This window comes from Roseofilum reptotaenium CS-1145 (assembly GCF_028330985.1).
GTDB classification, from domain to species: domain Bacteria; phylum Cyanobacteriota; class Cyanobacteriia; order Cyanobacteriales; family Desertifilaceae; genus Roseofilum; species Roseofilum reptotaenium.
Window position 1 is genome coordinate 43,772 of the sequence record NZ_JAQMUE010000040.1, and the last position, 26,553, is coordinate 70,324.

Here is a 26,553-nt window from a genome sequence, read left to right on the forward strand (position 1 = left end):
AACTTGAAAAGAAGAAGCAAATGTATTTTCATAAGAATTAGCGTCTTGATCAGCAAACCCATGAACCACTATAGCCAATTAAAGAAAGCTCTCCAACCCGATTTGGGATTGCTTGGAGCTAGATTATCCTTACGTTATTTAGGTAAAAATAATGAAGGTATTTGAATGGACAACCCCGTTTGATTATCCAACCGCTTCCGTAACTGGATTAACGAGACAACACTGGGAAGAAGTTGTTTGGGTTTTTCTTGAAGGAATTCTTGCCTATGCATCTCCGGGAAAAGCAAGGATTAAAATTCCAGGAGTAGAGAGTACCAATGGTTTAGTGGCTGATGAATTGGAAGGATTTTCCCGATCTTTAATTATGGCTGCACCATGGCTCAAAAGTCATAATGCGCCTCAATTTTCTGTCACAAATAAGACAGTGGATGTTGCTGGTTTTTATCGGGAAGGAATTTTGGCAGGAACGAATCCTCAACATCCTGAATATTGGGGACAGATAGATGACTTTTCTCAGAATATTGTGGAATGCGGATCTCTAGCATGGTCTCTGTATCTTTCACAAGCTCAGATATGGGATAAGTATTCGGACAGAGAAAAAACACAGGTGGCTGATTATTTGCTGCAATGCAATCGGGTGAAGGCCCATGCTAATAATTGGTTTTTATTTAAGGTGATTATTAATACAGTTTTAGAAAGGTTGGGGATGCCTTTCTCTAAAAAAGAGATCTTTAAAAATCTAGAGATTTGTAAAAAGATGTACCTTGGAGAGGGTTGGTATCGAGATGGAAAGACGAACCAAATTGATTATTACAATGCCTGGGGATTCCATTACTATTTTTTGATGTGGGTTATTTTAGATGGCGATCGCCATCCGGAAATGGCCCAACTGCATCTCCAAAGGATGCGAGAGTATATGCACACTTTCCGCTACTTCTTCTCTGGGGAAGGGAATGTACCGTGTTTCGGGCGATCGGTTACCTATCGGTTTGCCTATCTTGCTCCCATTGCGTTGGGGTTATATTTAGATGGTCTAGAGCAAGATTTGGGGGAACTCAAAAGTATTTGCAATCGTTCCCTGCAATTTTTTCTCCGTGGAGCAATCTTTACAGAAGATAATCTTCTCACTCCTGGATATCTCCGTCATTCCCCCAGACTGCTAGAATTTTACTCCTGTGCCGCATCTCCGTACTGGGCCGCAAAAGCCTTTAATCTACTCTTATTACCGGCCTCTCACCCTTTTTGGCAAGCAGAGGAAAAGCCTCTAGCTATTGATAGAGATAGCTTTTCTATTTCCATTGAGTCAGCCGGTTATTTGGTTGTAGGCGATCGCGCATCGGGTCATGTTCAGCTCCTGAACCATAAATCTCATCATAGTTATCCCGAGCTGAGTAGCAAATATACCAATTTTGCCTATTCTTCTCTCTTCGGTTATGATATCGGCCCCATGAGAAAAAAATACGATAGTGACAGTTCTCTGTGTGACAATGCTCTGACGTTTTCTGATGGCGGTAGATATGTGCAGCGATCGCAGATTCAACCCCTCTATTGCAAACCCAACTTTATTGCGTCTAAATATCCATTGCGAATTCTCAAACGCCAGGCCACTAACTGGTTACCTCGAATCTATACTAACCTCGGTTGGGGATGGACTTACACTCTAGTTAAAGATGACTTTATGATTAATGTCCATTACATTAACACTCGGAAATTTTTGAAATTCAAAGAAGGGGGATATCCATTAGGGTTTGACGAAGGTGTACCAGAGATTATCTCAACAGAAGGTGCAGAAGTCGCCTATAAAGATGGTAAAATCAGTTTTATTCGCAACTTGTATGGCTACGATCGCCAATTTCCAGCCCACGCTTTAATCTCTAAGGAGATTGAGAATAATATTAGATATAAATCAAGTGTGGTTCCCGCTTTAGGCTTTGAAAATCAAAACCAAAAGTCTTTTTATTTGGCCAATATGGTTTATGGAAAAATCGGCCATGAGAGCATCGATCAATTGATGCAACTCGTCCATAATTTTCAAATTGCTGATGACTTGATCAACTTCCACTTTTATGATGGCGAACAAGTCGTGATGCAATTCGGTAAAATCAAGCGCCTTAATCTTACCCTTAATGGAAAGACGATCGAGGGTAAAATCATTATGGCTAGAGTTTCGGGGGATGGAAAAACTTGTCAAATCGTTCAACACTAGACTAGCCAATGGGACAGATCGCGCCCAATTAAATCTTGTAGCTTTAAGATATCTGCTTGAAAGATGGGAATTAATTCTTGTCGCAGTTCTGGAGACAGTGGCTTCAGCCTCGCCAGATTTTTCCGGTAGGCTTTTGCCGCCATCGGCTGACGAATTTTTGCCGGAATCAAAGGTCGGATGAGGCTCTTGACAATATTCTGATTGCTAATAAAACTATGTAAAATCCTATTTTTGGGGACTTCTGATTTATTGTAGCGAACCGAAAAATTAGGTGTAAAAGTATCATCCACTTCTAGAAACTGAAAAATATCTTTAATCATGTTTTGGGCATCTTTTTGCAGATCTTCATAAAGATAAACTTTGATTTGCTTGGGATCGAATCGCTCGAAATATCGTTGCAGTTGCAAACCATAGAAACCAAAATCTTGATAACGCCACACAGGAGACCAATGTTTTTTTCTACGCTGTTCTTCTTCCTTAAAAGCTTGATGAAAATCTTTAAGTGGCTCTCGTCCATCTCGACGTAAGTGGGAATAAAAAGAATACGCTCGATCCACAGGATGGCGTAAAATAGCGATTAACTTTACCTCTGGAATATAGTGTCTAATCCGGGCTGCTGCTTCGGGAATATAAAGATAAAAAGTCGAGGCTTCTCCAATTGATTTTTCATCTTTGATATTCTTAAAAAGAGCTTGATACTCTTTTAAGTAGGGGACTGTTTTGACATTGGTTGTAGCTTCGGCATCTCCAGGGCCGCAGAAATCCGGTTGCCATCCTTCATAAGCAAAAAAATTGGGTTCTTTATTTTTGCTCATATAAATTTCAGGGTGTTCATAGAGATATCTGTAAACAGAGCTAGTCCCTGATTTAGCCGCACCGATAAGTAGAAAATTGGGCATAGTCATTGCTATTTCTCCATGACTTGATTAGGACGGTCGTTCGGATTTTAGCAGATTATCAATTTTGTAGGTTAATGAGGTTTTTTTGAGAGGCGATCGCGCACGGTTGTAAAACAGGTAAACAAATTTTCTGAGCAGACTTACGTCGTCCGGGTGTTATACCAGTGTTCTTTACTACGGGTCGAACGGTACAACCAGTGAGCAATAATCGCAAACAGAACAGGATTAGAGCCAGGATAAATTGTTGGGACTTCATGGTACTTGCTTCCTCTAGACGATAGACTCTGCTATCCTCTCCAGGTTATCCTATTGGATATAAAGAATCAGTAAGGATTACTGCAATTTACAACAAGATTTTGTAAAGCTTTGCTCAAAGCCCGATAAGGTCAGTCTGTAGATTTACAGAGAACTGAAATGACAACCCAAAAGATTGAAAAAAAAGTGTAACATTTCTGTTACACTTGCAAAAAGCAATTATAGCGATTCTCTTTTCTGAAGGAGTGCAGCTTGAAGGCTTAGATCCTAAGTAATTCAAGCTATTGTCTATTGCTAGAGTGCCTTTTGCCTAATGAATTATGACTGAATCTGAAACCTCTCCTATCCCCTCTGAACAACCTGAAACTCCTGAAACGCCCCAAACGGCTTCACAAGAACCGCAAGCGAGTTACGTGAAACTAGCAATGAGGAACATGGTGCGTAAAGGGAGAAAATCCTTAATCCACTTTACCCTTACCGTTATCGGTCTTTTGGGGGTACTGGTGGGACTTTCCTACCTTACTCGATAACCTCACTCGATAGGAGATATTCACAATGGATGTTGAAGTCAATATTGAGATTAGCCCGTCTATTGCTCAACCTCCGGTAACATCAGAACTATTACATCAATGGTTTTGTACTTGGTTAAAGAGTATCGATCTGCCTCCAGCGTCTGCGTATGAATTGAGCTTACGCTTAACAGATAACCAAGAGATTCAGAGCTTCAATGCCCAATATCGCCAACAAGACAGACCGACAGATGTTTTAGCCTTTGCTGCTCTAGAGACGGAAACCCCTCTTCTGCCAGGGACTGAAGACCCCTTATATTTAGGAGATCTAATGATTTCAGTGGAGATTGCTAGGGATCAAGCTAAAGAACAAGGTCATTCAGAAATTGTGGAATTGGCTTGGCTCAGTGCCCATGGTTTACTGCATTTGTTGGGTTGGGATCATCCCGATGAAGAGAGCTTACAGGCGATGTGGATCAAACAAGAATCTCTACTGGTGCAAGTGGGTTTAGAGTTGGGGACCTCGGGGGGATGTCAGATCCTATGATATGAGTTACCCTCATGGTGAATTCAATTTCTGCTTATGGTCTGGGTTGCTCTACAGACAATGGAAGACGACGAACGCTCATATCAATAGATCCCCACCTTTGCTCTCAATTATGGTGAACCTTATGTCTAGTAAACTTTCGATTTCAACCGTTGAATCAACCCATTCCTCAAGGGTTACTCATCGTAACTGCTCTTGGCAGGTAGCAGAGAATTTGCCCACCAGTTTTAAGTATGCTTGGGCTGGAGTAACTTATGCGTTTAGAACGCAACGGAATTTTCGCATCCATGTGATTGCGGGAAGTTTGGTGATGGTCGTTGGATCTCTGTTGCAGGTTAATGCGGTGGAAGCGGCGATTTTGGCGGTGATGATTTCTTTGGTTTTGGTGCTAGAGTTGCTGAATACGGCTTTAGAAGCTGTGGTGGATTTAACGGTAGAACAGAACTATCATGAATTGGCCAAAATTGCTAAAGATTGCGCGGCTGGAGCGGTGTTGATCTCGGCGATCGCCTCTATTATAGTAGGAATCATTCTGCTGTTGCCTAAGCTGGTTATCCTGTTCTCCTAACGGCTCCCATGATCATTGTTATTGATAACTACGATAGTTTTACTTACAATTTAGTTCAGTATTTGGCAGAATTAGGACAAGAGTTCCCCCAAGCCAAAGACATTCAGGTGTATCGAAACGATCGCATCTCCTGGGAAGAAATTCAAGAGCTTAAACCGGATGGAATCGTGATCTCTCCTGGACCGGGACGACCGGAAGATTCCGGAGTCTCCCTAGAGGCGATCGCGAAGTTAGGCCCAAACTTACCCATTCTGGGGGTTTGTCTGGGCCACCAAGGTATTGGTCAAGTGTTTGGTGGTAAAATTGTCTCTGCCTCTGTCCTCATGCATGGTAAAACTTCACCCATTCACCATAGCGGTGTGGGCATTTTTGCCGGTCTGGATAATCCTTTAAATGCGACTCGCTATCATAGTTTGGCCATTGACCGCAGCAGTTGTCCAGAAGAGTTGGAAATTACAGCTTGGGTTGAAGATGGGACAATTATGGGGGTTCGCCATCGCCAATATCCCCACATCCAAGGCGTTCAATTCCATCCCGAAAGTATTCTCACCAGCAAAGGCAAAGACCTATTGCGGAACTTTCTGCGATCGCTCCCTTCTTGAGAAGCGGACCCCAACCCTGGATAATAAAAACTGAATCACCCAATAATTGAGCAATGAAACGGCGCAACTTTATCAGCACTACAGGGGCAATGGCGATCGCCACTATCGTCACATCTGCCTATTCTGCAACAGCCCAAACCCCCAGTGGATTAACCATACAGAGCCTTGGTCATACCTGCTTCCTATTTACTGGGGGCGGCCATCAGATTTTAGTCAACCCCTTTCGTCCCCTAGGTTGCACCGCCCAATACCCCGCCCCCAATGTGGAAGCCGATCTAGTATTAATCAGTTCTCAACTGTTGGATGAAGGCTATGTAGAAGACCTTCCTGGCCAACCCAGACTTCTATTTGAACCTGGAGATTATCAACTCAATGGTGGCTTGCAGGTGCGGGGAATGGTAGCCGAGCGGCTAGAGAAACGGCCAGGAAGCCGCTTTCCGAGTAATGTGTCTTGGGTTTGGAAACAAGCCGGAATAAAACTTTTGCATTTAGGGGGGATGGCTTCTCCCATTACCGTAGAGCAGAAAATCCTCATCGGTAGACCGGATGTCGTCTTCATTCCCGTTGGAGGTGGCCCTAAGGCCTATAGCCCCGAAGAGGCACAAGCTGCCCTAGAAATACTGAACGCTAAAATTGTCATTCCTACCCATTACCAGACCCAACAGGCCGATCCTCAAGTCTGTGATTTGGCGAGGGTGGATGAATTTCTGGCCCTGATGAATGGTACTGCTGTGCAAAGAATAGCTGGCGATCGCCTGACCCTTCAAGCCAATGGCCTGCCCAATGAAGGTTCACAAATTAAAGTGCTCTCACTCTAAACTTTTAACCTACAGTTGGGGATGTTATGAGAATTTTTGAGTGTCCCTATTTTAAGGAGTTTGTGGAACTATCGGAGGAAAGAGAGGAGCATATTATCGAACGTCATCCGGGAACTTTGCCAGAATATGAAGAACAATTAGCACAAACGCTCCTAGAGCCAGATTGGATTAGAGCAAGTGTAAGAGATCCTTCAACTTTTTTATTTTCTCGGTGGTTTGAGGAGATTCGGACAGGGCGTTTTTTGATTGTGGCGATCGTGCGTGATGAGAGTCCTCAACGACTTTGGATTGTCACGATGTACACAGCTAGAAAGATTTCTGGAGGTAACACCTTATGGACAAAAGGCTAACGTTTCGGTATGACAAGGTTGGAGATATTTTATATATTGATGTTTGCCCTGTCTATGCAGCTCAAGAATCAGAAGAGATTGGGGATGAAATTATTGCCCGGTTGAATCCTGAATCTGGAGAAATTGAGAATTTAGAAATTTTGTTTTTCTCAAAGCGTTGGGGAGAACAATTCCCGCTTGAGTTACCCATTGATGCAGCCTTAAGGTTGGTGGGTTAATTGAGAGTAGACGAAGAAATGTCGGTTTATAGCAACATTGAAGATCGCATTTTGTCAGAAGTTGAGTATATCTCACTCAATCAAGGTATATTTTGGTTACCAAAGACGATAAATATTTGACTTAATTATTAAAGGAGGTTCAATTAGCGTGGTTTCATCCCTCTCCAAGGCCGTTTCGGGGCAACTGAAAGACGAATATCGCCAACGTCGGGAAAGATTAATGGCGAACATGGCAAAAAGTACGGCGATTTTTCGTAGCGCTTCCTTAGCAGTTATGCACCGTGATGTGGAGCATCCCTTTCGCCAGGATAGCGATTTTTTCTATCTGACAGGGTTTAATGAACCGGAAGCGGTGGCAGTGTTAGCACCTCACCATGAAGAACACCGGTTTATTTTGTTTGTGCAACCGAAGGAGTGGGAGAAGGAAGTTTGGAGTGGTTATCGGGTAGGGGTGGAAGATGCTAAGGCTATCTATGGTGCGGATGAAGCCTATCCTATTGCCGAGTTAGAAGAAAAATTACCTCAGTATTTGTCGAAGGCCGATCGCCTATATTATCACTTTGGTATTGATGAACTGTTTAATCAGACGATTTTGAAGCAGTGGCAGTCTCTGCTCAGACAATACGCAAAAAAAGGCTTTGGCCCTACGGCTCTGGAAGACCCGATGACTCTGTTACATCCGCTACGCTTGGTGAAGAGTGAGACGGAATTAGAGCTGATGCGTAAGGCGATCGCTATTTCTGTCGAAGCCCATCATTTAGCTTGGGATATGGCGAAACCCGGAATTTATGAGTACGAAATTCAAGCAGAAATGGAGTACCTTTTCCGTCGTCGGGGAGGGGTTGGCCCAGCTTATCCTTCGATTGTTGCTTCTGGTGCGAATGCCTGTGTTCTTCACTACATTGAGAACTCCCGCGCCTTAGAAGCGGGAGATTTATTACTCATTGATGCGGGGTGTTCCTATGGCTATTACAACGGTGATATTACCCGTACTTATCCGGTTGGTGGAAAGTATGGAATGGAACAACGGGTGATTTATGAGATTGTCCTCGAAGCCCAACGGCAGGCGATCGCCCAAATCAAACCCGGTAATCCCTTTAGCGCCGTTCATGATACTGCTGTTCAAGTCCTCGTCGAAGGCATGATTGAATTAGGGTTTTTAGTCGGAGAACCAGAAGAACTCATCAAAGAAGAAAAATATAAACCCTATTATATGCATCGCACCAGTCATTGGCTCGGTCTGGATGTTCATGATGTGGGAGCCTATAAACAAAATGAGGAAGAGTCGCAAGTACTACAACCAGGTCAAGTATTAACCGTAGAACCGGGCATGTACATTGCTCCTTTGGTCAAACCCGCAGAAGAGCAACCTGAAGTCCCTCCCCAATGGCGAGGGATTGGCGTGCGGATTGAAGATGATGTTTTAGTTACCGAAAATGGCTATGAAGTACTGACGGCTGGCATTCCTAAAATGCCCGAAGAATTAGAAAGCAAATAGAGAGATATAGCGCTTTGCGCTAGGGAATAGGGAATGGGGTTGTGGTATATGGCTTTAAGGATTCAATACTGTCCCTCATAGCAGCGCAAAGCGCTGTAGGATAACGGGTTGTGATTATTGATAAACACCGTCAATCAATTTCAATCCTTTTATCCTTTCGGATACAGCATTTTCCGCTTTTATTATGTACAGTGCATTTCCAGTCCTACATTGTTCCGGTAGACCATTGCCTGTTGCCCAACATGAAGCATCATCATAGCCAATTAACCGGACTTGATATTATTCCCACTCTGGGGTTAATTCTCGAAAGTTAAACGCTTGGGCGCTAGGATGACAAGAAACACATTGACTCAACTCAATTCTCTCTTGAAACTCAACTTGTGGATGAAGGGCCTTAAAATAGCGGGAATTCCGTAGGCGATAGGGAGTTGATTCATCCTTAAGTAAGGGACGAGAAAAGACTTGAATATATTTCCAAACCAATAACCGACCGGGGTTGAGGATAGGGTCAATTAATATGCCATAATGCTGTTCATCTTGAATCAGTTGTCGCCAGGTTTCAGTCGGCATCACCGCAGGAGGAAGGGCGAGGTGACAACTGCCACAATTTTCTTGATAAAGTTCTTCTCCCAGTTGATGTTGTTCGGGGACAAGATCGACTGATTTAAGGGAAGATTGGGAAAAGGCGGGTTGATTGAGGGTAGATAATCCCCATCCTAATGTTACCGACCAGAGGAAAATGAGGGTAACGAGGATTAGGGGCGATCGCCGCTTTAGACTAGGGAATAGGGAATAGCGATACTTACGTTTCAACATAGCTCTGGCTCACAAATCATCGTAGGGTGTGTCAGGGGAAATTTAATCAAAGCTCAAAAATCATTCTGTATGCTCTGAAAAATAGAGAAGGATCGATTCAATATCCCGTTTCAAAAGCGATAATTCTTGTTCAACAATGCGCCAAACGATATTCAAGTCAACCTGAAAATATTCATGTACTGCCAAGTTACGAAAAGCAATAATTTTGTGCCACTCAATATTGGGATATCGATCTTTCAGATCTTGAGACATTGCTCTAGCTGCCTCACCCAAAATTTGTAAGTGGTACAACATCCATGTTTGTATCAACTCATCTTCAAAGAAAGCATCCTTACCCCTGGCAGCATATCGCTCAATATTGGCAATACTTTCGTGCATATCCTTTATCCGTTCTAAGTCACTTCTCATAGCTGAATACAGTCTTGTAACACATTGTCTCGAACCCTAGGTTTTAAGCCACTTTCTGTGACTACATCTATCTTACACCCCAACAAATCCTGTAAATCATGAATTAAACCTACAGGAAACCAAGATGAAATCCGCTCTAGGTCATAATCAATTAAGAAATCAATATCACTTTCCTCTGTCTCTTCTCCTCGTGCTACTGAGCCAAAAACGCGCACATTAAACGCGCCGTGCTTTTCTGCCAGTTCTAAAATCTGTTCCCGTTTTTCTTGTAATAAATCCTTTAGATACATATCAATTCAAGAGTCAATCTTCTTCTTCAAAATCTTTTAACATTAGTTCCACTTGCCCCTTTAAAGCAGGCAAATTATTTTCAATAGCATCCCAAACCCGTTGTAAATTAATCCCACCCAAATAATCATGAACTAAAACATTCTGTCCTTGAGCGGTGTATGTCTCGACTGCTTCGATATATTCCAAAATATGAGTCAAATAAATTAAATCCCTATCACCACTCATAAAGGTTGTGCCTCTGCCAAAATCCGATTCTTAATCAAAGCACTAACGCCATCTCCAGTAAGTACATCAACTCGCCGCCCTAACAAATCCTGTAAATCCATCAATAATCCTCCTGGAAACCAAGCTGTAGTCCTGGTTGGGTCATAATCAATCAAAAAATCTATATCACTCTCCTCTGTCTCTTCTCCTCGTGCTACTGAGCCAAACACCCGGACATTAAAAGCGCCATGCTTGGCAGCAATTTCTAGAATTTGTTCCCGTTTTTCCACTAATAAACCCTGTAAAGACATTCTTCTATCCCTTTAAACTACAGATCGAGTGAATGGGTAAGTCCTGTCTAGTTAAAAGAGAAAATACCGTTGGGCCATGGGTAAAACGGTGGCAGGTTCGCAGGTGAGCAGTTCACCGTCTGCGCGGACTTCGTAGGTTTGAGGGTCAACTTCAATTTCAGGTAGAGCATCATTGAGTTTGAGATCCTGTTTGGTCAGTTGACGGGTATTAGCAACGGCTATGGTGGGTTTTTGCAAACCAAGTTGGGTAGCAATATTGCGCTCTAAGGCTGCTTGCGAGACAAAGGTTAATGAGGTTGCTGAGAGCGCAGACCCAAAGCTGGCAAACATGGGACGCATATGTACGGGTTGAGGGGTGGGGATACTGGCGTTCGCATCTCCCATTTGAGCATAGGCGATCGCGCCCCCCTTAATGACAATTTCCGGTTTCACGCCGAAAAATGCCGCCTTCCACAGACATAAATCAGCTAATTTCCCTTCTTCCACTGACCCTACTTGCTCGGCAATACCATGGGTGATGGCGGGATTAATGGTATATTTAGCAACGTAGCGCTTGGCACGGGTATTATCATTGCGGCTGCTATCTTCCGGTAAAGGGCCGCGCTGTACCTTCATTTTATGACCGGTTTGCCAGGTGCGAATAATCACTTCACCAACTCGGCCCATCGCTTGGGAGTCGGAGGCGATCATGCTAAATGCGCCCAGATCGTGCAAAATATCCTCGGCGGCGATCGTTTCCCGACGGATACGGGACTCGGCAAAGGCCACATCTTCGGGAATAGAACGGTCAAGGTGATGGCAAACCATCAGCATATCGAGATGCTCTTCTAGGGTATTGAGGGTATAGGGTCTGGTGGGGTTGGTGGAGGAAGGGAGAACATTAGCTAGACCACAAACTCGAATAATATCCGGTGCATGTCCTCCTCCTGCGCCTTCGGTGTGATAGGTATGAATGGCACGATTTTTAAACGCTTCAATGGTGGTTTCGACAAATCCTGCTTCATTCAGGGTATCGGTGTGAATGGCGACTTGCACATCATATTCATCGGCAACGGATAAACAGGTATCAATGGTCGCTGGAGTAGTGCCCCAATCTTCATGGAGTTTTAAACCCATAGCTCCTGCAACCACTTGTTCCCGCAGTGCTTCGGGTTGGGAGCTATTGCCTTTACCTAAAAAGCCCAAGTTCATGGGAAATGCTTCAGCCGCTTGTAACATGCGGTACATATTCCAGGGGCCGGGGGTGCAGGTGGTGGCATTGGTTCCGGTTGCGGGGCCCGTTCCTCCGCCGATCATTGTGGTGATGCCGGAGGCGATCGCCGTTTCGATTTGCTGGGGACAGATAAAATGAATGTGAGAATCAATGCCTCCAGCCGTGAGAATCATGCCTTCTCCAGCCACTGCTTCCGTACCGGGGCCGATAATAATATCCACATTATTCTGAATATTGGGATTCCCGGCTTTGCCAATCTTGGCGATCTTGCCGTCTTTGATACCAATATCGGCTTTTACAATTCCCCACCAGTCTAAAATGAGTGCATTGGTAATCACCATATCTACCGCGCCATCAGCATTAGAAATGGGAGACTGGCCCATACCATCTCGGATTACCTTGCCACCACCAAATTTTACCTCATCACCGTAAGTGGTGTAATCCTGTTCCACTTCAATAATTAACTCTGTATCTGCCAAGCGCAGGCGATCGCCTACTGTCGGCCCATAGGTTTGTGCATACGCGAGGCGATCCATCCGATAACCCATAATCTTTTCCAGACTAGCTTACCCATACAGAGCCTATGATACTGTAGATATTGAGTTTTTCTGTAACTATAAGTCTCTATGGTAACCCGTAGCATTAAATGTCTGGAACCTCGCAAGCCATATTCTGTTGCAATCGCTGGCGTTGTTCTGGAGTAAGGACTTGCATCACTTTTGCCTCGAATTCTTCCTCTGCACTCTCAATTTCGGCTTCTTGTTTTGCACTAATTTCAGGAATTAAAGCTTCTATATTATCCTCAAATTGGTGCTCAATTTCTTCAATTTTTTGCCGCTGTTGAGAAGTTAATATGTTTTCAAAACGCCGTTCATATTCTATCTCAACTCCTTCTAACTCTGCTTCTTGTTCTACCGTGAGATTGGGTTCAATATCAATTTCTTCAAAAAGTTGAGGTGCAATTTTTTTCATTTGTTCCTCCCCCCAGCGATCGAGTTGCTCAATCTTTTGTTTTTGTTCTGATGAAAACAATCCTTCAACTTGACGCTCGAAATCTTCTTCCAATTCCTCGATTTGGGCTTCTTGTTCATCTGAAATAGGGACAATAGTCTCAATTTTATTATCTAATTGTTCCTCTAGTTGCCATATTTTTGATTGTTGTTGATTGGTAAGCTCAATCCCCGAAAAATCATCTGGACAATCTAGCTCTTCTTCTGCTTTGACTGGTAAAATCAAAGAGATCGTTGTTAGAGCAATAACACTAAGTAAAATGTAAATAGGTTTCATTTGCATTCTCCAGAATCTTACTTTAGCTTATACTCAACCCTAATTAAATCTCTAGGCTGTGAACTGAAATTTCACAGCTATACACAAGTGGAATCCAGACAGAAAGTCTGGGTTCCGCTAGAATATTAGATCTTTGAGCCAACTTAAAATACTCACGCCAAAGAAAATAATCCCCACAGAAACTGTTGCTCCGACTAGAGACAGTCCCAGTCCGGCTAAACTGATAAATCCGTCATCTTCAGATAAGCCAAAACCGATGACGAAAATGGCGATCGCCGGTAAGGTATTCGTTCCAGGAATGGGAATCATCATCGACATCGACATCAGGGCGATCGCCACCCCTAACACCACTCGCCCCGGTAAACTTGTACAGACTGCACTCAGACGAGGTTTGGTCAACCCTTCAATCTTCTGAAGCCACGGAATCCCTGCGTCTAGAACGCCCTGAACCTTCTGTAGCGGCATTTTTCCATTCAAAACTCGTTTTGGAAACCAAGGCTGCTTCGCGCCCCAAATAAGCTGCATGGCAAGTAAAAACATTACAATGCCAAACGGAATCGAATACCCCGGTGCAGGGATGGGTATAGCGGAAGGCAACGACAACAACACAAATAAAAAACCAAAAACCCGCTCTCCTGCTAGTTCCAGCATTTCTGCTAAAGTCACCTCAGAAGAGCGGTTTTCTTGCCAAAAATAACGTTTGAATTCTACCGAAAGTTGAGCCATAAAGGGGGAAAAGGTTAGGGGGATGGGGGGATGGGGGGATGGGGGTTTCAATATAAGATTAAAAGCCTCTATCTTCCTGTCCCCGCGTCTATCCATTTTGGAGCCAAGAATCAAACATCTCAGCTCTTTCTCAGGGATGATTGAGAACGCTACCCTAACCTAACAATCTTAGGTTCCGACCGTCCAGCTATTCATGTATTCCACTTGCTCTTCGGTCAGAGTATCAATGCTAATACCCATCGCTTCCAACTTCAGGCGAGCAATTTCATGGTCAATTTCTTGGGGAATAGAATGCATACCGGCTTCGAGTTTACCGTGGTTTTTCACCAGATATTCGCAAGCCATAGCTTGGTTAGCAAAACTCATATCCATTACCGCACTGGGGTGTCCTTCCGCAGCAGCCAGGTTAATTAAGCGGCCTTCACCAAGCACAACTACAGATTTGCCGCTAGGCAGAACATATTGTTGAGTGAAGGGGCGCACATCCTTAACTTCGGTGGCCATTTCACCCAAGGTAGCGAGGTCAATTTCGATATCGAAGTGACCGGAGTTACATACCATGGCTCCGTCTTTCATGGCTTCAAAATGCTCTTTGCGGATCACGTGCTTATTCCCGGTTACGGTAATAAACAGGTCAGCTTGGGGAGCAGCTTCTGCCATGGGCATAACCCGGAAGCCGTCCATGGTGGCTTCAATGGCACGTACAGAGTCTACTTCGGTAACAATTACATTTGCACCGAGACCTTTGGCACGCAGAGCGGCACCTTTACCACACCAGCCATAACCCACGACAACCACGTTTTTACCCGCTAACAGGACGTTGGTGGCGCGGATGATACCATCAAGGGTAGATTGACCGGTTCCGTAGCGGTTATCAAAGAAGTGCTTGGTGTCTGCATCATTCACGTTCATCGCGGGGAAGGTTAATACCCCATCTTTGAACATGGCTTTCAAGCGCACGATACCGGTGGTGGTTTCTTCGGTTGTACCAATAATTTCAGGAACTTGTTCTTGACGTTCTTTCACCAGTTCAGCGACTACATCGCTACCATCATCGATGATAATTTGGGGATGATGGTCAAGGGCTACTTGTACATGGCGTTTGTAGGTTTCGGTGTCTTCCCCTTTAAGGGCATAAACCCGAATGCCATAGTCTTTCACTAAGCAAGCGGCAACATCATCTTGGGTAGAGAGGGGGTTACTGGCAATTAAAATTGCGTCTGCGCCGGCTGCTTGAAGGGCGATCGCCAAATTTGCAGTTTCAGTGGTAACGTGACAGCAGGCAACTAGCCGAATTCCGTCTAAGGGTTTTTCTTTGGCAAAGCGCTCCCGAATTTGCTTGAGAACTGGCATTTCCCGTCCAGCCCATTCAATGCGCTGTTTGCCTAAAGGGGCTAAGGAAATGTCTTTGATGTCGTAATTGAGCTTTTCGGCTGTTGCAATCATAAGATCTACTGAAAATAAATGGTTCACAATTGACACTTTGCGCTCTGAATACACGCAGATTCTTCAGGCTGTACCTGAAAGGGTCTGTCAAAGAGTATTTCTACTACCGACCCTCTACACTGTTGCTTTCACTTCAGACTACTGTTTTTTGGCTGTTTAGGTACTACCAATCGACTTCTATACGCTCAACGTCCTGCGATTACTTGCCCTTCGGGAAGCCTGACTGTTTACGGTTCGAGAAGGGCAGGCATTTCTCCTTAACTAGGATCGTATGAACGCGCAAAGTGCTAGGTGGGCATCATTGACCTGAGACTGATGGCAAGCATACAGTTTTGGGTCTGAGTTGTTACCACCCATACCTCGACTGATCGTTTAAGATCAGGTCTTACTCAGGATTGTGATGTTGCGAGTCTTGTCTTGAGTCTACACTGAAGTACAAGGCGCAAATTTCCCATATAATAGTCTATCATCTCGATTGACCCGCTACAGATCTTTTTTCGAGAGTATGTAGGGCTTCAGTGTGGAAATTGCTTTTCCCGGAAGCTCTGTAGTACTTCGTGCTAGGGAATAAGGAATTAGGTAATGTCAAGTTCCAGTATGCAATTGAATATCAAAGTCTATCGGTATTGGCTCTATGGGAGTTTAATCGTTATTGTTCCGTTGGGAATGGCCACGAAGTTTTATCGCGGTTGGGGAGAATGGTGGATTAATGATTATGCCGGTGGTATTCTCTATGAGATTCTGTGGATGATTTTAGTCGCCCTAGCTTGGCCAAAATTACGGCTTTGGAAAGTGGCGATCGCCGTTTTTTTGTTCACGTCGTTTCTGGAAATCCTGCAACTGTGGCATCCTCCCCTACTTCAAGCCCTGCGCTCAACTCTTCTGGGTAAACTGATTCTAGGAACCACATTTGTTGGGTGGGACTTTCCCCACTATGCCATCGGTTGTGGTCTCGGTTGGCTCGCTCTCTATCGGTTGCAAAAAGCCTTAACTCATTCTTAATCTATATAGCATGTTCAAATCAGAAACCGATCGTTCCCGATCAGGGATTCAGTCGCTTCCCAGTCAGCATATAAGTGTCCATTTCTCCTTTACCTTTAATGTTGATCTTGCCGCGATGTTGAAGATAGTAGGTTAACTTCAGCGCTTCATAGGTCGTGCGGGTAACCTGAATTTGTCCGGGAATGCCATGGGACTCCATACGGCTGGCAGTGTTAACCGTATCGCCCCATAAATCATAGCTGAATTTCTTTTTACCAATCACTCCAGCGACCACAGGGCCGCTATTTACGCCAATGCGGATTTGGAAATTGGTGTTCATATCTTGGTTGAGTTCAGCCATTGCCTCTTGCATCTTCAGAGCCATATTGGCGATCGCCTCAGCATGATCGTGGCGCGGTGTTGGCAGTCCCCCCACCACCATATACGCATCACCAATCGTTTTGATTTTCTCTAGGCGATAGTCTTCGGTCAATTGGTCGAATTTAGAAAAGATGCGATTGAGTAAGGCGACCAATTCAGAGGCAGTTTTCTCTTCTGAGAGTTTGGTAAAGCCGACAATATCGGCAAACAGAACCGTTACTTCTTCAAAATATTCGGCGATCGCTCCTGACGTTTTCTTGAGCAATTCCGCAATTCTCGCCGGCAGAATATTATGCAGCAGTTTTTCTGTTTGTTTCTTCTGATAGAATAAAGAAATCTCTATTTTCTTACGCTTAATAAATTGGCACAGTTGGTTCCCAATCCCTGCCAGCATTTGTACCAACTCTTCATCCATTGGTTGCGTTGCTTGACTAAATAGAGTAATCATTCCCAACTTATCTTCATCACTAGAAACCGGAAAACCCACGATCGCGTTAACCTTCTCGATCGCCCCTAATTCTTTCTGTAGTGTTTCTCTCTCCAATTCTAGATGGGTAATCCATCGGGGTTGATTATCTCGGTAAATCTTCCCTAACCATCCCTCCCCTAGAGTGAGAGTCGCTTCTGTGAGTTTAGATAACCTGGGGAATTCAGCCTCAGGCATTTTCCATAGGGTTTGGCGCAACAGTTTATTAGTCGGGATCAAGTTATCATTACGATCCTTAATTTGTTTGGGAATCCAATAAACCCCCATATCCCACTCTAAATTTTCCACCAACACACGCAGGATATTGGGTAAGGCTTCATCAAGCATCAGCGATCGCGACAATACCCGTGCCACACTATACTGAATATAGAGCCGTTTTTGCGCCTGTTTAGTTTTGGTAATATCTCGTCCCACATACAAGATATCCTTTAAAGTAGGGACATCCGTATCCAAAGCCGCACAAGAAAAAGCAATTGAGAGTTTTTCCCCCCGTTTATTGGGAATTAATACCTCAATATCGGTTAAAACTTCCCCTTGCAAAAACTTTTCATTGGAAACCCACTCATGACTTAACGGGTGGTCTCCCAAAAGATCACGAATGGGTTGACCAATCAGCTCCTCCTTACTATATTCTAGCAAATCATATACCGCAGGATTAACCGTTTTTATTTTTCCCAAATGATTCGTCACGATTAACGCTTCTGCCATGGAGTGAATAAGCTGCTGGATATAATTCTCAGACTTGGCCAAAGCATTAATTACAATGCTATTTTCATTCGTTGCCTGCACCAAACTTTGCTCTAGATTCATCCGTTCCGTCACATCTTCCAGGAACACAATTAATTCCTGAAAATCCTCACTGTGGGGATTAGCAATAAAATAGAGATCGACGTATAAAGGATAGTTTACATCAGACGAACGAGAAATTGCCTTAATATCAAAACCATCTTGTTCACCCAACACAATCAACTCTAGAATTTCTTCTATTCCATAGGTTTCAGGAAAATAAAATTGAAAGGATTCCCCAGTCTTTAACGGGTCTTCACCACCAACCAATCGATCAGCATCATCGGAGAAGTCTAAAATGATCAACTCTCGATCTAATATCACATATTCTAGATGTTTGGGAACCATGGTTTTTGACATATCTTTATTAGGGTTAAATCACTATGTTTCTCATTCCACAATTAACTCCAAGTTAGGCAAAAACTTTTGCAAGTTCTTGAGCGATTTACTTTGCCAAGGAACATCCACAGAACCTTTCACCGTCAATTGAATCTTTGGTTTTTTTCGTAATCCAATCACGAATTTAGTAATCAAGCTGATTCCTGAACTATTCAAAAAACTCAACTCTTTTAAATTTAAAGTTAAATGGCGAGGTTCAGAATCCGCTATTTGCTCCAAAAAAGCCTTAATCGGATCGTATTCAGATGCTCCATTCAGACTCAGTTCACCCGTAAAATCAATCGTCGTTGATTCTGGATCATAATAAACCTGATATTCCTTAGTATCGATCTGCTGAAAATCCATGTTCGCCTCATTCAATCTTCTTTGACATTTATAAGCAATTAAACTTTGACTTTAGCCATAGTAGTAATGCTGACAAAATCATTCCCTGCACGAGAATCTGTTATTTTCCATCCTAGAGTAGCTCCATAATCTTTCATCATACTAATTAATCCCAAGCCTGATGCATTACTATCCTCTTCAAGACTTTTTTCTACTTGATCAACATACAATTCTTCTAAGTCTGCGTTCAACAATTGATTGATAAACTCTTCAAAAGAGATCAGAGTTTGGGACTGAACTGTATTAGTAGCAAAAATGGCCGCAACAATACTCTGGTCTTGCTGTTGAATAAAATGAATTCCAAACATCACCTTACAGTTCACAGATGGATCGTGAAATTTAATGGCATTTTCCAGCAGTTCATTGGCAATATAGCTCACAGATGCTTTACTTTCTGCAACTCGACGCTGATCGTCATCTAGAGGCAAAAAACTGGAAAAATAGTCAGCTAGAAAGTACGCTGATAATCGATTATTCTTCCATCTTTTTTTTTGCGGTTGTGAACTGGGAGTAAATGTTAATTCTAAAGAATCATGTTCTGGGGGAAATTCTTTAATAAAATCACCTAAAATTTTTTCCATATTCTGAGTCGATATACTGAGTTATCAGTCGTCCATTTATATTTAATGAGTAACCATAGAAGAAGCTTGGTTTGTTTGTTTCATGAGTCATATTGAAACGTTTTTTTTAAAAACGACGAAAGTGATATCATCCCATATTTTCTCCGATCCAATAAACTGATGTAAATCTTCAATAATAGCTTCTTTGATTTGATTAGAGTTATTTTGCCAGTTCTGGCTAATTATTTGACATAATCTTTCTATTCCATAACGCTTCTTACTCCTATTTCTCGCTTCTGTAATACCATCTGTGTATAGAACCACACCATCTCCTGCATTTAGCGTAACTCTAGTATAACTAATAAATTCGGCAATGTTGTAATCTAAGCCAATCGGCAACCCTAAGTCTATTGTATCAATCCGTTCAATTTTTCCTCCTTGACGTACAATAATTACTTCTTCATGTTGTCCACTGATCGTTAATTCTCCATCGGCATAATTTAATAGACATAAGGTTAAATTTTTATCTATCCCCATGCGTTCTACATTCTTATAAATGGTTCGGTTGAGGAAGTCTAAAAAGGGAATGGGGTCATTTTCTTGGATCTCCTTGAGAGTACGAACAGCACTTTGAGCCATGAGCATCAGAATACCACTTTCTAAGCCATGTCCAGTAACATCGCCAATGGCAATTGTGATCACGCCATCTATGGAAATGACATCATAATAGTCGCCTCCCACTTCATCAGCCGGCTGCATATATCCGGCAATATCCAGTTCTGGGATACTGGCTAAATCTTCGGGTTTAGGCAGAATTAATTGCTGCATTTCCTCAAGAATTTCTAATTCTGCGGATAGGCGTATATTTTCTGATTTAAGTTGTTGATTGAGGTGATCAATTTCTTGGTTCGCTGCGGCTAATTCTGTGGTTCTTTCTTGTAGTCGATAGATAACGATCGCGTTTTCATTCGTCGCTTGCACCAATCTCTGCTCCAATTCCATCTGTGCTGTCACGTCTTCGAGGAATAAAATGAGACGGTGATGCTCACTAGGCTTAGGATTAGGGATAAAATAGAGGTCGATATACAACTGAGTGTCTGGATTCGGAGAACGCGCGATCGCCTTCAGATCAAAGCTATCGAGTTCTCCAGTCAGCACTGAATCTAAGATATCTTCTAAACCAACGGTTTCGGGAAAATACTGATGTAATATTTCCCCAGTTCTTAATGCTATTTCCTCTCCAATAAAGCGTTCTGCGCCCACGGAATAGTCCTGAACAATCAACTCTTGGTTTAAAATTAAATATTCAATATGATGGGGAACAATCAGTTGACACATGAATTACTTGATTGCCAGAATTGCCTGAGCTAAATCTTGGAAGAGTTGATTAACATTATCTCCACTTTTGGCTGACGTTCCATAGATTTTAATCACGGGTTGGTCAGGATATTGATTGTTTTTCAAGAGGGCTTCTAGTTTTTGGTCATCGACTAAGTCCGCTTTATTGAGCGCAACAACCATTTTACCCTTGGGGTTAACTTTCGTGAATAAATTGAGATGAGTGGGGATGTTCTCTATCGTTTCTTGTCGGCTAACATCGCCGACAATAATCGCTCCTTTTGCTCCTTGCAGATAGCTGGGAGCGATCGCCTTAAATTTAGTTTGCCCTTCAATATCCCAAATGAGCAATTGCAACTCTGCTCCTTCAGGAAGATTCACCTCTTTACGGGAAATTTTTACCCCCACGGTAGATAAATATTTATCATCAAATTGACCGTCAACAAAGCGACGAATCAGACTGGTTTTACCCACACTGAAGTCCCCAACCATACAAATTTTTTTAGAAATTTTAGCCATTTTAATTTCCTACCTTAATCGGACGAAATAACTCAAACCGAACACAGCGACTTAAAGCCAGCGCATCCGTAGAGTTGATCCCGGGTGGGGGTTCTGTCGTTCCTTGGATTTTGAGGCGTTGGGCTGAAATGCCTTGTTGTTGTAAAGCCATTTTCACCGCTTCTGCTCGTTGCCAAGAGAGCTTTTGATTTTCACCCCAACCACCGATCTTATCGCTATGTCCTATAATCATTAAATCAAATTCTGGATATTGGTTTAAAAATTGAGCAATCTTGGGTATGCCTTCAGCCCGATCCGCTGGATGCAGTTTGTTGGAACCCGATTCAAAGTAAAACTTCGTTTCCAAGGGAGAGGCTTGGAGTTGAATGCGACTAAACACACTACTTACTCCGGTAATCCCCTCTAAAGAGTCTAATATTTTCTCTAGATCGGCAATTTCAACGACTGTTCCTGAAAGAGTGACATTTCCTTGGCTATAAGTAGCTGTAATACTGACTCCATCGAGTTGATTGAGTATTTCAACGATCCGATTCACTTCTGTAGCGGCTGCCTCTAAATCAGGAGGAAGATTAACCGCTACAATATCGTTATCTAAGGTGAGATCTGGAATAATTTCTGATATAATCTGTCCGGCTTTTAAGCGTAAATATTCATTGGGAACTCTGCCGTTTAATTGGATCGTTTCCCGATTGACATTGGGAGTAATGGCATAAACAGAGAGTTCTGGAGATGAAAGCAAGGCTTGACGGGTTTGAACTTCTAAGTTATGTGCTTTCTGCCATTGGTGAGAAGTCCAAATCCAAGGGATAGAAATTGCTCCGATCGCCCCTAAAATGAGGATGATTAAGGCCCAAGGGAAGTCATCCTCCTGTTTTTTCTCGCTCTGGGCAAAGAGTTGTTCTAAATGTTCGGGGATTTGTTCGGGGATGGTGTCGGGGTCGCCATCAAATTCACTGATGGGGTCTCCAAATTTTTGCAAAAGGAAAGCATAGGTTTCTCTGATTTTTTGTAAGAAGGCTTTAGAGGGTTCTCCTTTGATGATCACAGCCAGATAGGAATAGCCAGCAACTTCTAGCATGATTTTGCAATCATCATATTCAATTTCATTGACTTCTGAGGCCATTTCATCAGAAGAGATACAGTCATTGACAAAACTCCGAATAGCGGTGAGCATTCCAGCTAGCATGTCCGATTCTAGTGGGTTGGCTTCTGAGGGTTGGTATTCACTAATGACTAGACCCGAGGCTTTATGAATGAGAAGAATAGCTCGGATAGTAAAGGGCATTGATTCTTGGAAAATCAGTTCTGCCTCAGAAACTCCTTGCACTCTGGCTTTAATTTTTCGTTTAATTCCCTTTAAGGTAAAGGTACTTTCTACCTTTTGATTAATGGATTTGATGACATCACCCATATATTTAGCAATGGTATTGCCAATAACCGGATAGAGGGCATCAACCATGGCTTCCCGTTCACATTCTATTTGTTCTTTAATGGCGGGGCCCATTTCCGGACCAAGGGCTTTGGCGATCGCGTGGCGGTCAATCCGAATTTGCTCTTCAATGGCTAGACTCACTTCTGGAGCCAAGGCTTTAGCGACTTCACGGGGCGATCGCCGGATTTCTTCGGCAATAGCCGCGGGAATCAAATCCGCCAATACTCCACTCATGGCTTCGGAATCCTGTTGGGCGCGATTTTCAATAATTTTGTCAATAATCGGAGTTAGCACCCGAATACTTTGCTCATGAGAAACAGTTAAATCAAACCCTAAGAGTTCAGAGATTAAAGGCAGTAGGGGATTAATGAGTGCTGTTTGCTGTTCAAGTTGGGTTAATCGCTCCTCTAAACTCAGATCGGATACAGGGCTTAAGGTCGAGAGATTAGTGGATAATGAGCGAGATTCAGCCAAAGATTGGCTAGACGCAGGAGATTCTGAAGGCAACAATAGACTTTGAATAACTTGGAGAGAGATATCGTCCTGTTGGTGTTGGTCTTTGTGTTCAGATTTGGATGGACTGTTAGTAATTTTGGGTTCAAGGGGACTCTGAGGAAGGGCAGAATCGAGGGAAGTTTTTTCTTCCTCCAATTCTGCTTTCAAGATTAAAGGAGGTAAATTTTCTCCTGAAAATCCAGATGATGATCGAGATTCCGGTTGCGGATCGAGCAGCAGATCGGATAATAAATCGAGGGTATCCTCCCATCCCTGTCGAGCTTCAGGGAGCCTAGATGAAACAGAAGCGTTTGGTCTAGTTGGCTCCATTTCTATAACGGGCTGATCTGGACTCAACCAATTAAAGATGTTCTCTCTCTCCAGCGTTGATTCTAATCTAGGCTCAGAAGAGGATTGAGAACGCTTCTCTTGTGACTGTCGATCTGATAAAACCATAGTATACCCCGATCTCCGATCCTCTCATTTGCACTTACACGGCTAAGAGTGTTGTTCAGGCAATAACAAATCTGCCTTGACTTCCGATCCTTCAATTTCTCGAACCAAATCGGTTTTCTTGACTTTCATACACAGGTCAAATAATACTTCTGCGAATTCATCACGGGAAATCTTGTTATCTTGCAGTCCATTGACATATTTATTTAATTCGTTTTGGATTTGCCCGGTGAGGTCATGCAGTTCTTTTTGCAAAGATTCTTTGGTATGGCGAATATTTTGCTCTAAACTTTCTGTCTGGTTATGTAAGGTTTTATCTAACCCTTTAACTTGCTCATTAAAGTTTTTCTGCGTCCGTTCTAGGTCTTGTTTGAATTCGGTGAAGTCTTCCGTATGGGTTACGGTCACATACTGAATTTTTTTCTCTAGGGCATAGGAATTCGATCGCAGTTCATTCGAGAACTGCTCTTTGAGCTGATTGAGACGATCTCCCATCTCTTGCCTGAGATCCTTGATCGTACTCTCCAATACCTCCAGTCGGGTATCGAGTTCCCGTTGCTGTTCGCCAAAGAGTAAGTCCCGGATCTGCTCTACATTTCCCAGGCGATCGCGCATATCTTTGGGTTGTCCTGGATCGTTCATCGTCGTTTTCCTCTCACACTCGCGTGAAATAGATGTCTTATGAGCGCTAAAAACTCATAACTTGGTGCTTTAACAAATCTCTTTGATCTTACTGGAATTTTTAGCGGATACAAGCTTAGACTAAAAATTTTAATCTTGCTGAGAGTAAATGTGACCTTCTTGAACCCGAAAAACCTGAGAAGAATGTAACCAATTTTGCTCAAATGCGCTTAAATGGGTGGTAGTAATCAGGGTTTGGAACCGGTCAGCGATCGCGTCTAAAAGCTGATTTTGGCGCGTTAAGTCCAATTCTGCTAAGACATCATCCAACAATAACAAAGGCGATTCTCCTACTACCTCAGAAATTAATTTTAATTCGGCTAACTTCAAGGCTAAAACGAGCGTTCGCTGTTGCCCTTGGGAGCCATACTGACGGGCAGGAGTCCCGTTAATATAGAAGTCTACCTCATCTCGATGGGGACCAACCAAAGTGCTTCCTTGGGCGCTCTCGGCGATCGCTCGATCTGCTAGTTTCTGGAAAAATGCCCCCTCAATAGCTTCTACCGGCGCTCGAGAATCCCCATCCCAAAATACACTCGGATTATAGGCGATCGATAATTTTTCGGTCGATCCACTAATACTGTCATGCCATGCCTGGGCAATAGGCGTAAGCCGCTCTAACACCCGAGCGCGTCGGCGAATTAAACGCACGCCCACAGAGACTAACTGGGCATCCCAGAGGGCTAACTCTTGGGGATTTTCCTGCCCCTCGGCCTCTTGAAAGTGCCGCAGTAGAGCATTGCGTTGACGCAAAACCTGCTGATATTGGCGTAACATCGGATCGTAGACCGGTTCGAGTTGCGTCAGGAGCGTATCGAGCCACAAACGTCGTTTTTCCGGAGATCCGCGCACCAAATCTAAATCTAAACTGGAAAACTGCACCACATTGAGCGCCCCTAAAAAATCCCTCCGTCGTCGCTGGACTTCCTGATTGAGTACTAATGTCCGGTTCCCACTCGCTCGCAAAACCAGTTTCAGGTCAATTTCGCCGGTTTGTCGCTCCAAAAGAGCGCCCACTTGACCGATAGACGGAGGATGATCCGGAGACTGAAACACCAAATCGCGATCGCCCTTTGCTCGATGCGATCGTAATGTAGACAACAGTTCCACCGCCTCTAATAAATTTGACTTCCCCTGGGCATTATTCCCCAGCAAAATAATTTTCGGAGCGCTAAACGTCACTGCCTGCTCCACATAATTGCGAAATTGCTTAAGATAGAGGTGCTTCAAATACATCAGTTCCCTTGCTTAACCGTCCTTCGCCACCGTTCAAAATACTCTATCGAGAGTATTAAACTCATGCCCACAGACCTCATTCTACTCATCGCTGCTTTGATCATTTCCTGGCTGGTCTTTACCTGGCTAGTGAAAATTGTTAAGTTAACCGTTGGCACAGCCCTAACTGTTGCCGGAATCATCCTCATCCTGCAACTGCTCTTTGGAGTTAACCCCAACCAACTTTGGCAACAAATCCTTAACTTACCCCAAATTATCCTCAATTGGATCTCTGGCTAACTTCCGTCTCTGCCATCAATCTCCCCTCGTCCAGTTTCTTAACCGCACTCTACCCCTGATTCAACCGCCACTGAAATTCATCAATTCTGCAATTATCGATCCCAACTCTCTTTAAAATTGGCATTAACCCTCACACTGCTTTGATCCCATCTATGCCATTCTAAGAACAATCATCCCTTTCTCATTGGTTCCTAACCTTGATCGTACTGAGGAAACTTCCATGAATCCCAAAAAACACTCCTCCAACATTCACCCGATTTGGAATTGGGTTAACTGGTTAAGCTTTCCTATCCTCTTATTTATAGGGATTCATCTTTTACAAGTCCAAGATCGGACTCCTCAATCTACCTTTTCTGTTCCTCCCCAATCCCTAGAACTGGAAACCTCTTGGTCAAGTCACTCCTGAGCGCTGCTAATGCTAGGCTAGACCTATTGAAAGCTTATCTAAAGTCTTATGTCAGGGCATCAGTTACGATACCTTCTGAATCAACCAGGAACCCTTATTTTACCTGGAGTCTATGACTGCCTGGGAGCGAAGTTAGCTGCCCAAGTGGGCTTTGAAGCTGTGTTTACCAGTGGGTTTGGGATTTCTGCTTCTACCCTGGGATTACCAGATTATGGGTTAGTGACATACTCCCGACGCTCCCCTAACGGGAGAGCGCGGGCTTCTCAGTGACCCCTGGTATCCCATCGGGCGTTTCCTGAGCTTTATTGACGGGATGACCCACCGCCAAATACTTGATATTGATTGCTGCGTTGTGGTCACGGTCTAGTTCCAGTCCACAATGAGGGCAAGAATGCCATCTATCCCGGATTTCTTTTGGAACCGTCTGACCACAACCCGAGCAATTCTGAGTTGTACCGTTGGGATTCACAGCAATCGTCATCAACCCAGCATTTGCAGCTTTGACTGAGAGAATTTGCAGGAATTGACCCCACCCAGCATCATGAGTAGACTTTGCCATGCGAG

At 43.5% G+C, this 26,553-nt stretch carries 32 protein-coding genes and 1 pseudogene; 13 read left to right on the top strand and 20 right to left on the bottom strand.

The features are described from left to right. Window positions 1-151: 151 nt before the first annotated feature. Window positions 152-2,206, top strand: coding sequence for a DUF2264 domain-containing protein (locus PN466_RS06650; RefSeq protein ID WP_271937983.1), 2,055 nt, complete (start codon window positions 152-154; stop codon window positions 2,204-2,206). Here PN466_RS06650 and PN466_RS06655 read toward each other — a convergent pair. Continuing rightward, complete coding sequence (locus tag PN466_RS06655) at window positions 2,203-3,111, bottom strand: sulfotransferase family protein (RefSeq protein ID WP_271937985.1); 909 nt, start codon at window positions 3,109-3,111, stop codon at window positions 2,203-2,205. The genes PN466_RS06650 and PN466_RS06655 overlap by 4 nt on opposite strands. Before the next feature lie 52 nt (window positions 3,112-3,163). Continuing rightward, entirely contained in the window at window positions 3,164-3,361 is a 198-nt protein-coding gene (locus PN466_RS06660; RefSeq protein ID WP_271937986.1) for a hypothetical protein, read from the bottom strand. Between the two features lie 319 nt (window positions 3,362-3,680). Between PN466_RS06660 and PN466_RS06665 the strand changes: the two genes are divergently transcribed. The 8 genes from PN466_RS06665 (at window position 3,681) to PN466_RS06700 (ending at window position 8,470) form a co-directional block, all read left to right on the top strand. Further along, the gene (locus PN466_RS06665; RefSeq protein ID WP_271937988.1) at window positions 3,681-3,890 is read left to right on the top strand and encodes a DUF3285 domain-containing protein; all 210 of its coding nucleotides are present in this window, start codon (window positions 3,681-3,683) and stop codon (window positions 3,888-3,890) included. 25 nt (window positions 3,891-3,915) lie between these two features. Continuing rightward, window positions 3,916-4,416, top strand: a complete 501-nt coding sequence (gene ybeY, locus PN466_RS06670; RefSeq protein WP_271937990.1) for an rRNA maturation RNase YbeY — start codon at window positions 3,916-3,918, stop codon at window positions 4,414-4,416. Window positions 4,417-4,540: 124 nt separating this feature from the next. Then, complete coding sequence (locus PN466_RS06675; RefSeq protein ID WP_271937992.1) at window positions 4,541-4,984, top strand: diacylglycerol kinase family protein; 444 nt, start codon at window positions 4,541-4,543, stop codon at window positions 4,982-4,984. 8 nt (window positions 4,985-4,992) lie between these two features. Beyond that, on the top strand, window positions 4,993-5,586 hold the full coding sequence (locus tag PN466_RS06680) for an anthranilate synthase component II (RefSeq protein WP_271937995.1): 594 nt from the start codon (window positions 4,993-4,995) through the stop codon (window positions 5,584-5,586). A 53-nt stretch (window positions 5,587-5,639) separates the two neighbouring features. Further along, the gene (locus tag PN466_RS06685; protein WP_271937998.1) at window positions 5,640-6,404 is read left to right on the top strand and encodes an MBL fold metallo-hydrolase; all 765 of its coding nucleotides are present in this window, start codon (window positions 5,640-5,642) and stop codon (window positions 6,402-6,404) included. 26 nt (window positions 6,405-6,430) lie between these two features. Further along, window positions 6,431-6,754 carry a hypothetical protein gene (locus PN466_RS06690; protein ID WP_271938000.1) on the top strand — a complete coding sequence of 108 codons (324 nt, stop codon included), beginning with the start codon at window positions 6,431-6,433 and terminating at the stop codon, window positions 6,752-6,754. Next, window positions 6,739-6,972 carry a DUF2283 domain-containing protein gene (locus PN466_RS06695; RefSeq protein WP_271938002.1) on the top strand — a complete coding sequence of 78 codons (234 nt, stop codon included), beginning with the start codon at window positions 6,739-6,741 and terminating at the stop codon, window positions 6,970-6,972. Before PN466_RS06690 ends, PN466_RS06695 begins: the two co-directional genes overlap by 16 nt. A gap of 184 nt (window positions 6,973-7,156) precedes the next feature. Then, on the top strand, window positions 7,157-8,470 hold the full coding sequence (locus PN466_RS06700) for an aminopeptidase P N-terminal domain-containing protein (protein ID WP_278003011.1): 1,314 nt from the start codon (window positions 7,157-7,159) through the stop codon (window positions 8,468-8,470). Window positions 8,471-8,749: 279 nt separating this feature from the next. Here the strand turns inward: PN466_RS06700 and PN466_RS06705 are convergent, their stop codons facing one another. From PN466_RS06705 to ahcY, 9 genes are all read right to left on the bottom strand, one after another. After that, window positions 8,750-9,286 (bottom strand): diheme cytochrome C, encoded by a 537-nt coding sequence (locus PN466_RS06705; protein WP_271938006.1) that lies wholly within the window; start codon window positions 9,284-9,286, stop codon window positions 8,750-8,752. 60 nt (window positions 9,287-9,346) lie between these two features. After that, window positions 9,347-9,694, bottom strand: a complete 348-nt coding sequence (locus PN466_RS06710) for a HepT-like ribonuclease domain-containing protein (RefSeq protein ID WP_271938009.1) — start codon at window positions 9,692-9,694, stop codon at window positions 9,347-9,349. Further along, window positions 9,691-9,984, bottom strand: coding sequence for a nucleotidyltransferase family protein (locus tag PN466_RS06715; RefSeq protein ID WP_271938012.1), 294 nt, complete (start codon window positions 9,982-9,984; stop codon window positions 9,691-9,693). The genes PN466_RS06710 and PN466_RS06715 overlap by 4 nt, the downstream gene beginning before the upstream one ends. Before the next feature lie 13 nt (window positions 9,985-9,997). Continuing rightward, window positions 9,998-10,210 (bottom strand): HepT-like ribonuclease domain-containing protein, encoded by a 213-nt coding sequence (locus tag PN466_RS06720; protein ID WP_271938014.1) that lies wholly within the window; start codon window positions 10,208-10,210, stop codon window positions 9,998-10,000. Then, on the bottom strand, window positions 10,207-10,500 hold the full coding sequence (locus PN466_RS06725) for a nucleotidyltransferase family protein (protein WP_271938016.1): 294 nt from the start codon (window positions 10,498-10,500) through the stop codon (window positions 10,207-10,209). The genes PN466_RS06720 and PN466_RS06725 overlap by 4 nt, the downstream gene beginning before the upstream one ends. Window positions 10,501-10,551: 51 nt before the next feature. Continuing rightward, window positions 10,552-12,261 carry an urease subunit alpha gene (gene ureC / locus PN466_RS06730; protein ID WP_271938020.1) on the bottom strand — a complete coding sequence of 570 codons (1,710 nt, stop codon included), beginning with the start codon at window positions 12,259-12,261 and terminating at the stop codon, window positions 10,552-10,554. 94 nt (window positions 12,262-12,355) lie between these two features. After that, entirely contained in the window at window positions 12,356-13,000 is a 645-nt protein-coding gene (locus PN466_RS06735) for a hypothetical protein (RefSeq protein ID WP_271938021.1), read from the bottom strand. 117 nt (window positions 13,001-13,117) lie between these two features. After that, the gene (locus PN466_RS06740; RefSeq protein ID WP_271938058.1) at window positions 13,118-13,726 is read right to left on the bottom strand and encodes an exopolysaccharide biosynthesis protein; all 609 of its coding nucleotides are present in this window, start codon (window positions 13,724-13,726) and stop codon (window positions 13,118-13,120) included. A gap of 168 nt (window positions 13,727-13,894) precedes the next feature. Further along, window positions 13,895-15,172: an adenosylhomocysteinase gene (ahcY, locus tag PN466_RS06745; RefSeq protein ID WP_271938023.1), complete on the bottom strand. Its 1,278-nt coding sequence runs from the start codon at window positions 15,170-15,172 to the stop codon at window positions 13,895-13,897. 582 nt (window positions 15,173-15,754) lie between these two features. Between ahcY and PN466_RS06750 the strand changes: the two genes are divergently transcribed. Then, on the top strand, window positions 15,755-16,174 hold the full coding sequence (locus PN466_RS06750) for a ribosomal maturation YjgA family protein (RefSeq protein WP_271938027.1): 420 nt from the start codon (window positions 15,755-15,757) through the stop codon (window positions 16,172-16,174). Window positions 16,175-16,214: 40 nt separating this feature from the next. On the opposite strand, the gene PN466_RS06755 is transcribed toward PN466_RS06750, so the two are convergent. From PN466_RS06755 to recF, 8 genes are all read right to left on the bottom strand, one after another. Next, entirely contained in the window at window positions 16,215-18,167 is a 1,953-nt protein-coding gene (locus tag PN466_RS06755; protein WP_271938030.1) for an adenylate/guanylate cyclase domain-containing protein, read from the bottom strand. A gap of 30 nt (window positions 18,168-18,197) precedes the next feature. Then, window positions 18,198-18,551: a slr1659 superfamily regulator gene (locus tag PN466_RS06760; RefSeq protein WP_271938032.1), complete on the bottom strand. Its 354-nt coding sequence runs from the start codon at window positions 18,549-18,551 to the stop codon at window positions 18,198-18,200. Between the two features lie 38 nt (window positions 18,552-18,589). Continuing rightward, window positions 18,590-19,171 (bottom strand): DUF6272 family protein, encoded by a 582-nt coding sequence (locus PN466_RS06765; RefSeq protein WP_271938035.1) that lies wholly within the window; start codon window positions 19,169-19,171, stop codon window positions 18,590-18,592. 87 nt (window positions 19,172-19,258) lie between these two features. Then, a complete protein-coding gene (locus PN466_RS06770) occupies window positions 19,259-20,488 on the bottom strand; it encodes a PP2C family protein-serine/threonine phosphatase (protein WP_313898547.1) in 1,230 nt (409 codons plus the stop codon). A gap of 3 nt (window positions 20,489-20,491) precedes the next feature. Further along, window positions 20,492-21,007, bottom strand: a complete 516-nt coding sequence (locus PN466_RS06775; RefSeq protein ID WP_271938037.1) for a Rab family GTPase — start codon at window positions 21,005-21,007, stop codon at window positions 20,492-20,494. A gap of 1 nt (window position 21,008) precedes the next feature. Beyond that, the gene (locus tag PN466_RS06780) at window positions 21,009-23,390 is read right to left on the bottom strand and encodes an OmpA family protein (protein WP_271938039.1); all 2,382 of its coding nucleotides are present in this window, start codon (window positions 23,388-23,390) and stop codon (window positions 21,009-21,011) included. A gap of 42 nt (window positions 23,391-23,432) precedes the next feature. Next, entirely contained in the window at window positions 23,433-24,029 is a 597-nt protein-coding gene (locus PN466_RS06785) for a hypothetical protein (RefSeq protein ID WP_271938040.1), read from the bottom strand. A gap of 129 nt (window positions 24,030-24,158) precedes the next feature. After that, window positions 24,159-25,304 (bottom strand): DNA replication/repair protein RecF, encoded by a 1,146-nt coding sequence (gene recF / locus PN466_RS06790; protein ID WP_271938042.1) that lies wholly within the window; start codon window positions 25,302-25,304, stop codon window positions 24,159-24,161. 63 nt (window positions 25,305-25,367) lie between these two features. Between recF and PN466_RS06795 the strand changes: the two genes are divergently transcribed. The 3 genes and pseudogenes from PN466_RS06795 to PN466_RS06805 all read left to right on the top strand — a co-directional run. After that, on the top strand, window positions 25,368-25,583 hold the full coding sequence (locus tag PN466_RS06795) for a hypothetical protein (protein ID WP_271938044.1): 216 nt from the start codon (window positions 25,368-25,370) through the stop codon (window positions 25,581-25,583). A 220-nt stretch (window positions 25,584-25,803) separates the two neighbouring features. Then, a complete protein-coding gene (locus tag PN466_RS06800; protein WP_271938048.1) occupies window positions 25,804-25,989 on the top strand; it encodes a hypothetical protein in 186 nt (61 codons plus the stop codon). 48 nt (window positions 25,990-26,037) lie between these two features. Next, window positions 26,038-26,214: pseudogene (locus PN466_RS06805) on the top strand (isocitrate lyase/phosphoenolpyruvate mutase family protein); the annotation flags it as partial. Between the two features lie 16 nt (window positions 26,215-26,230). On the opposite strand, the gene PN466_RS06810 reads toward PN466_RS06805, so the two are convergent. Beyond that, the coding region (locus tag PN466_RS06810) for an RNA-guided endonuclease InsQ/TnpB family protein (protein WP_271938052.1) at window positions 26,231-26,553 on the bottom strand (323 nt) is incomplete at its 5' end.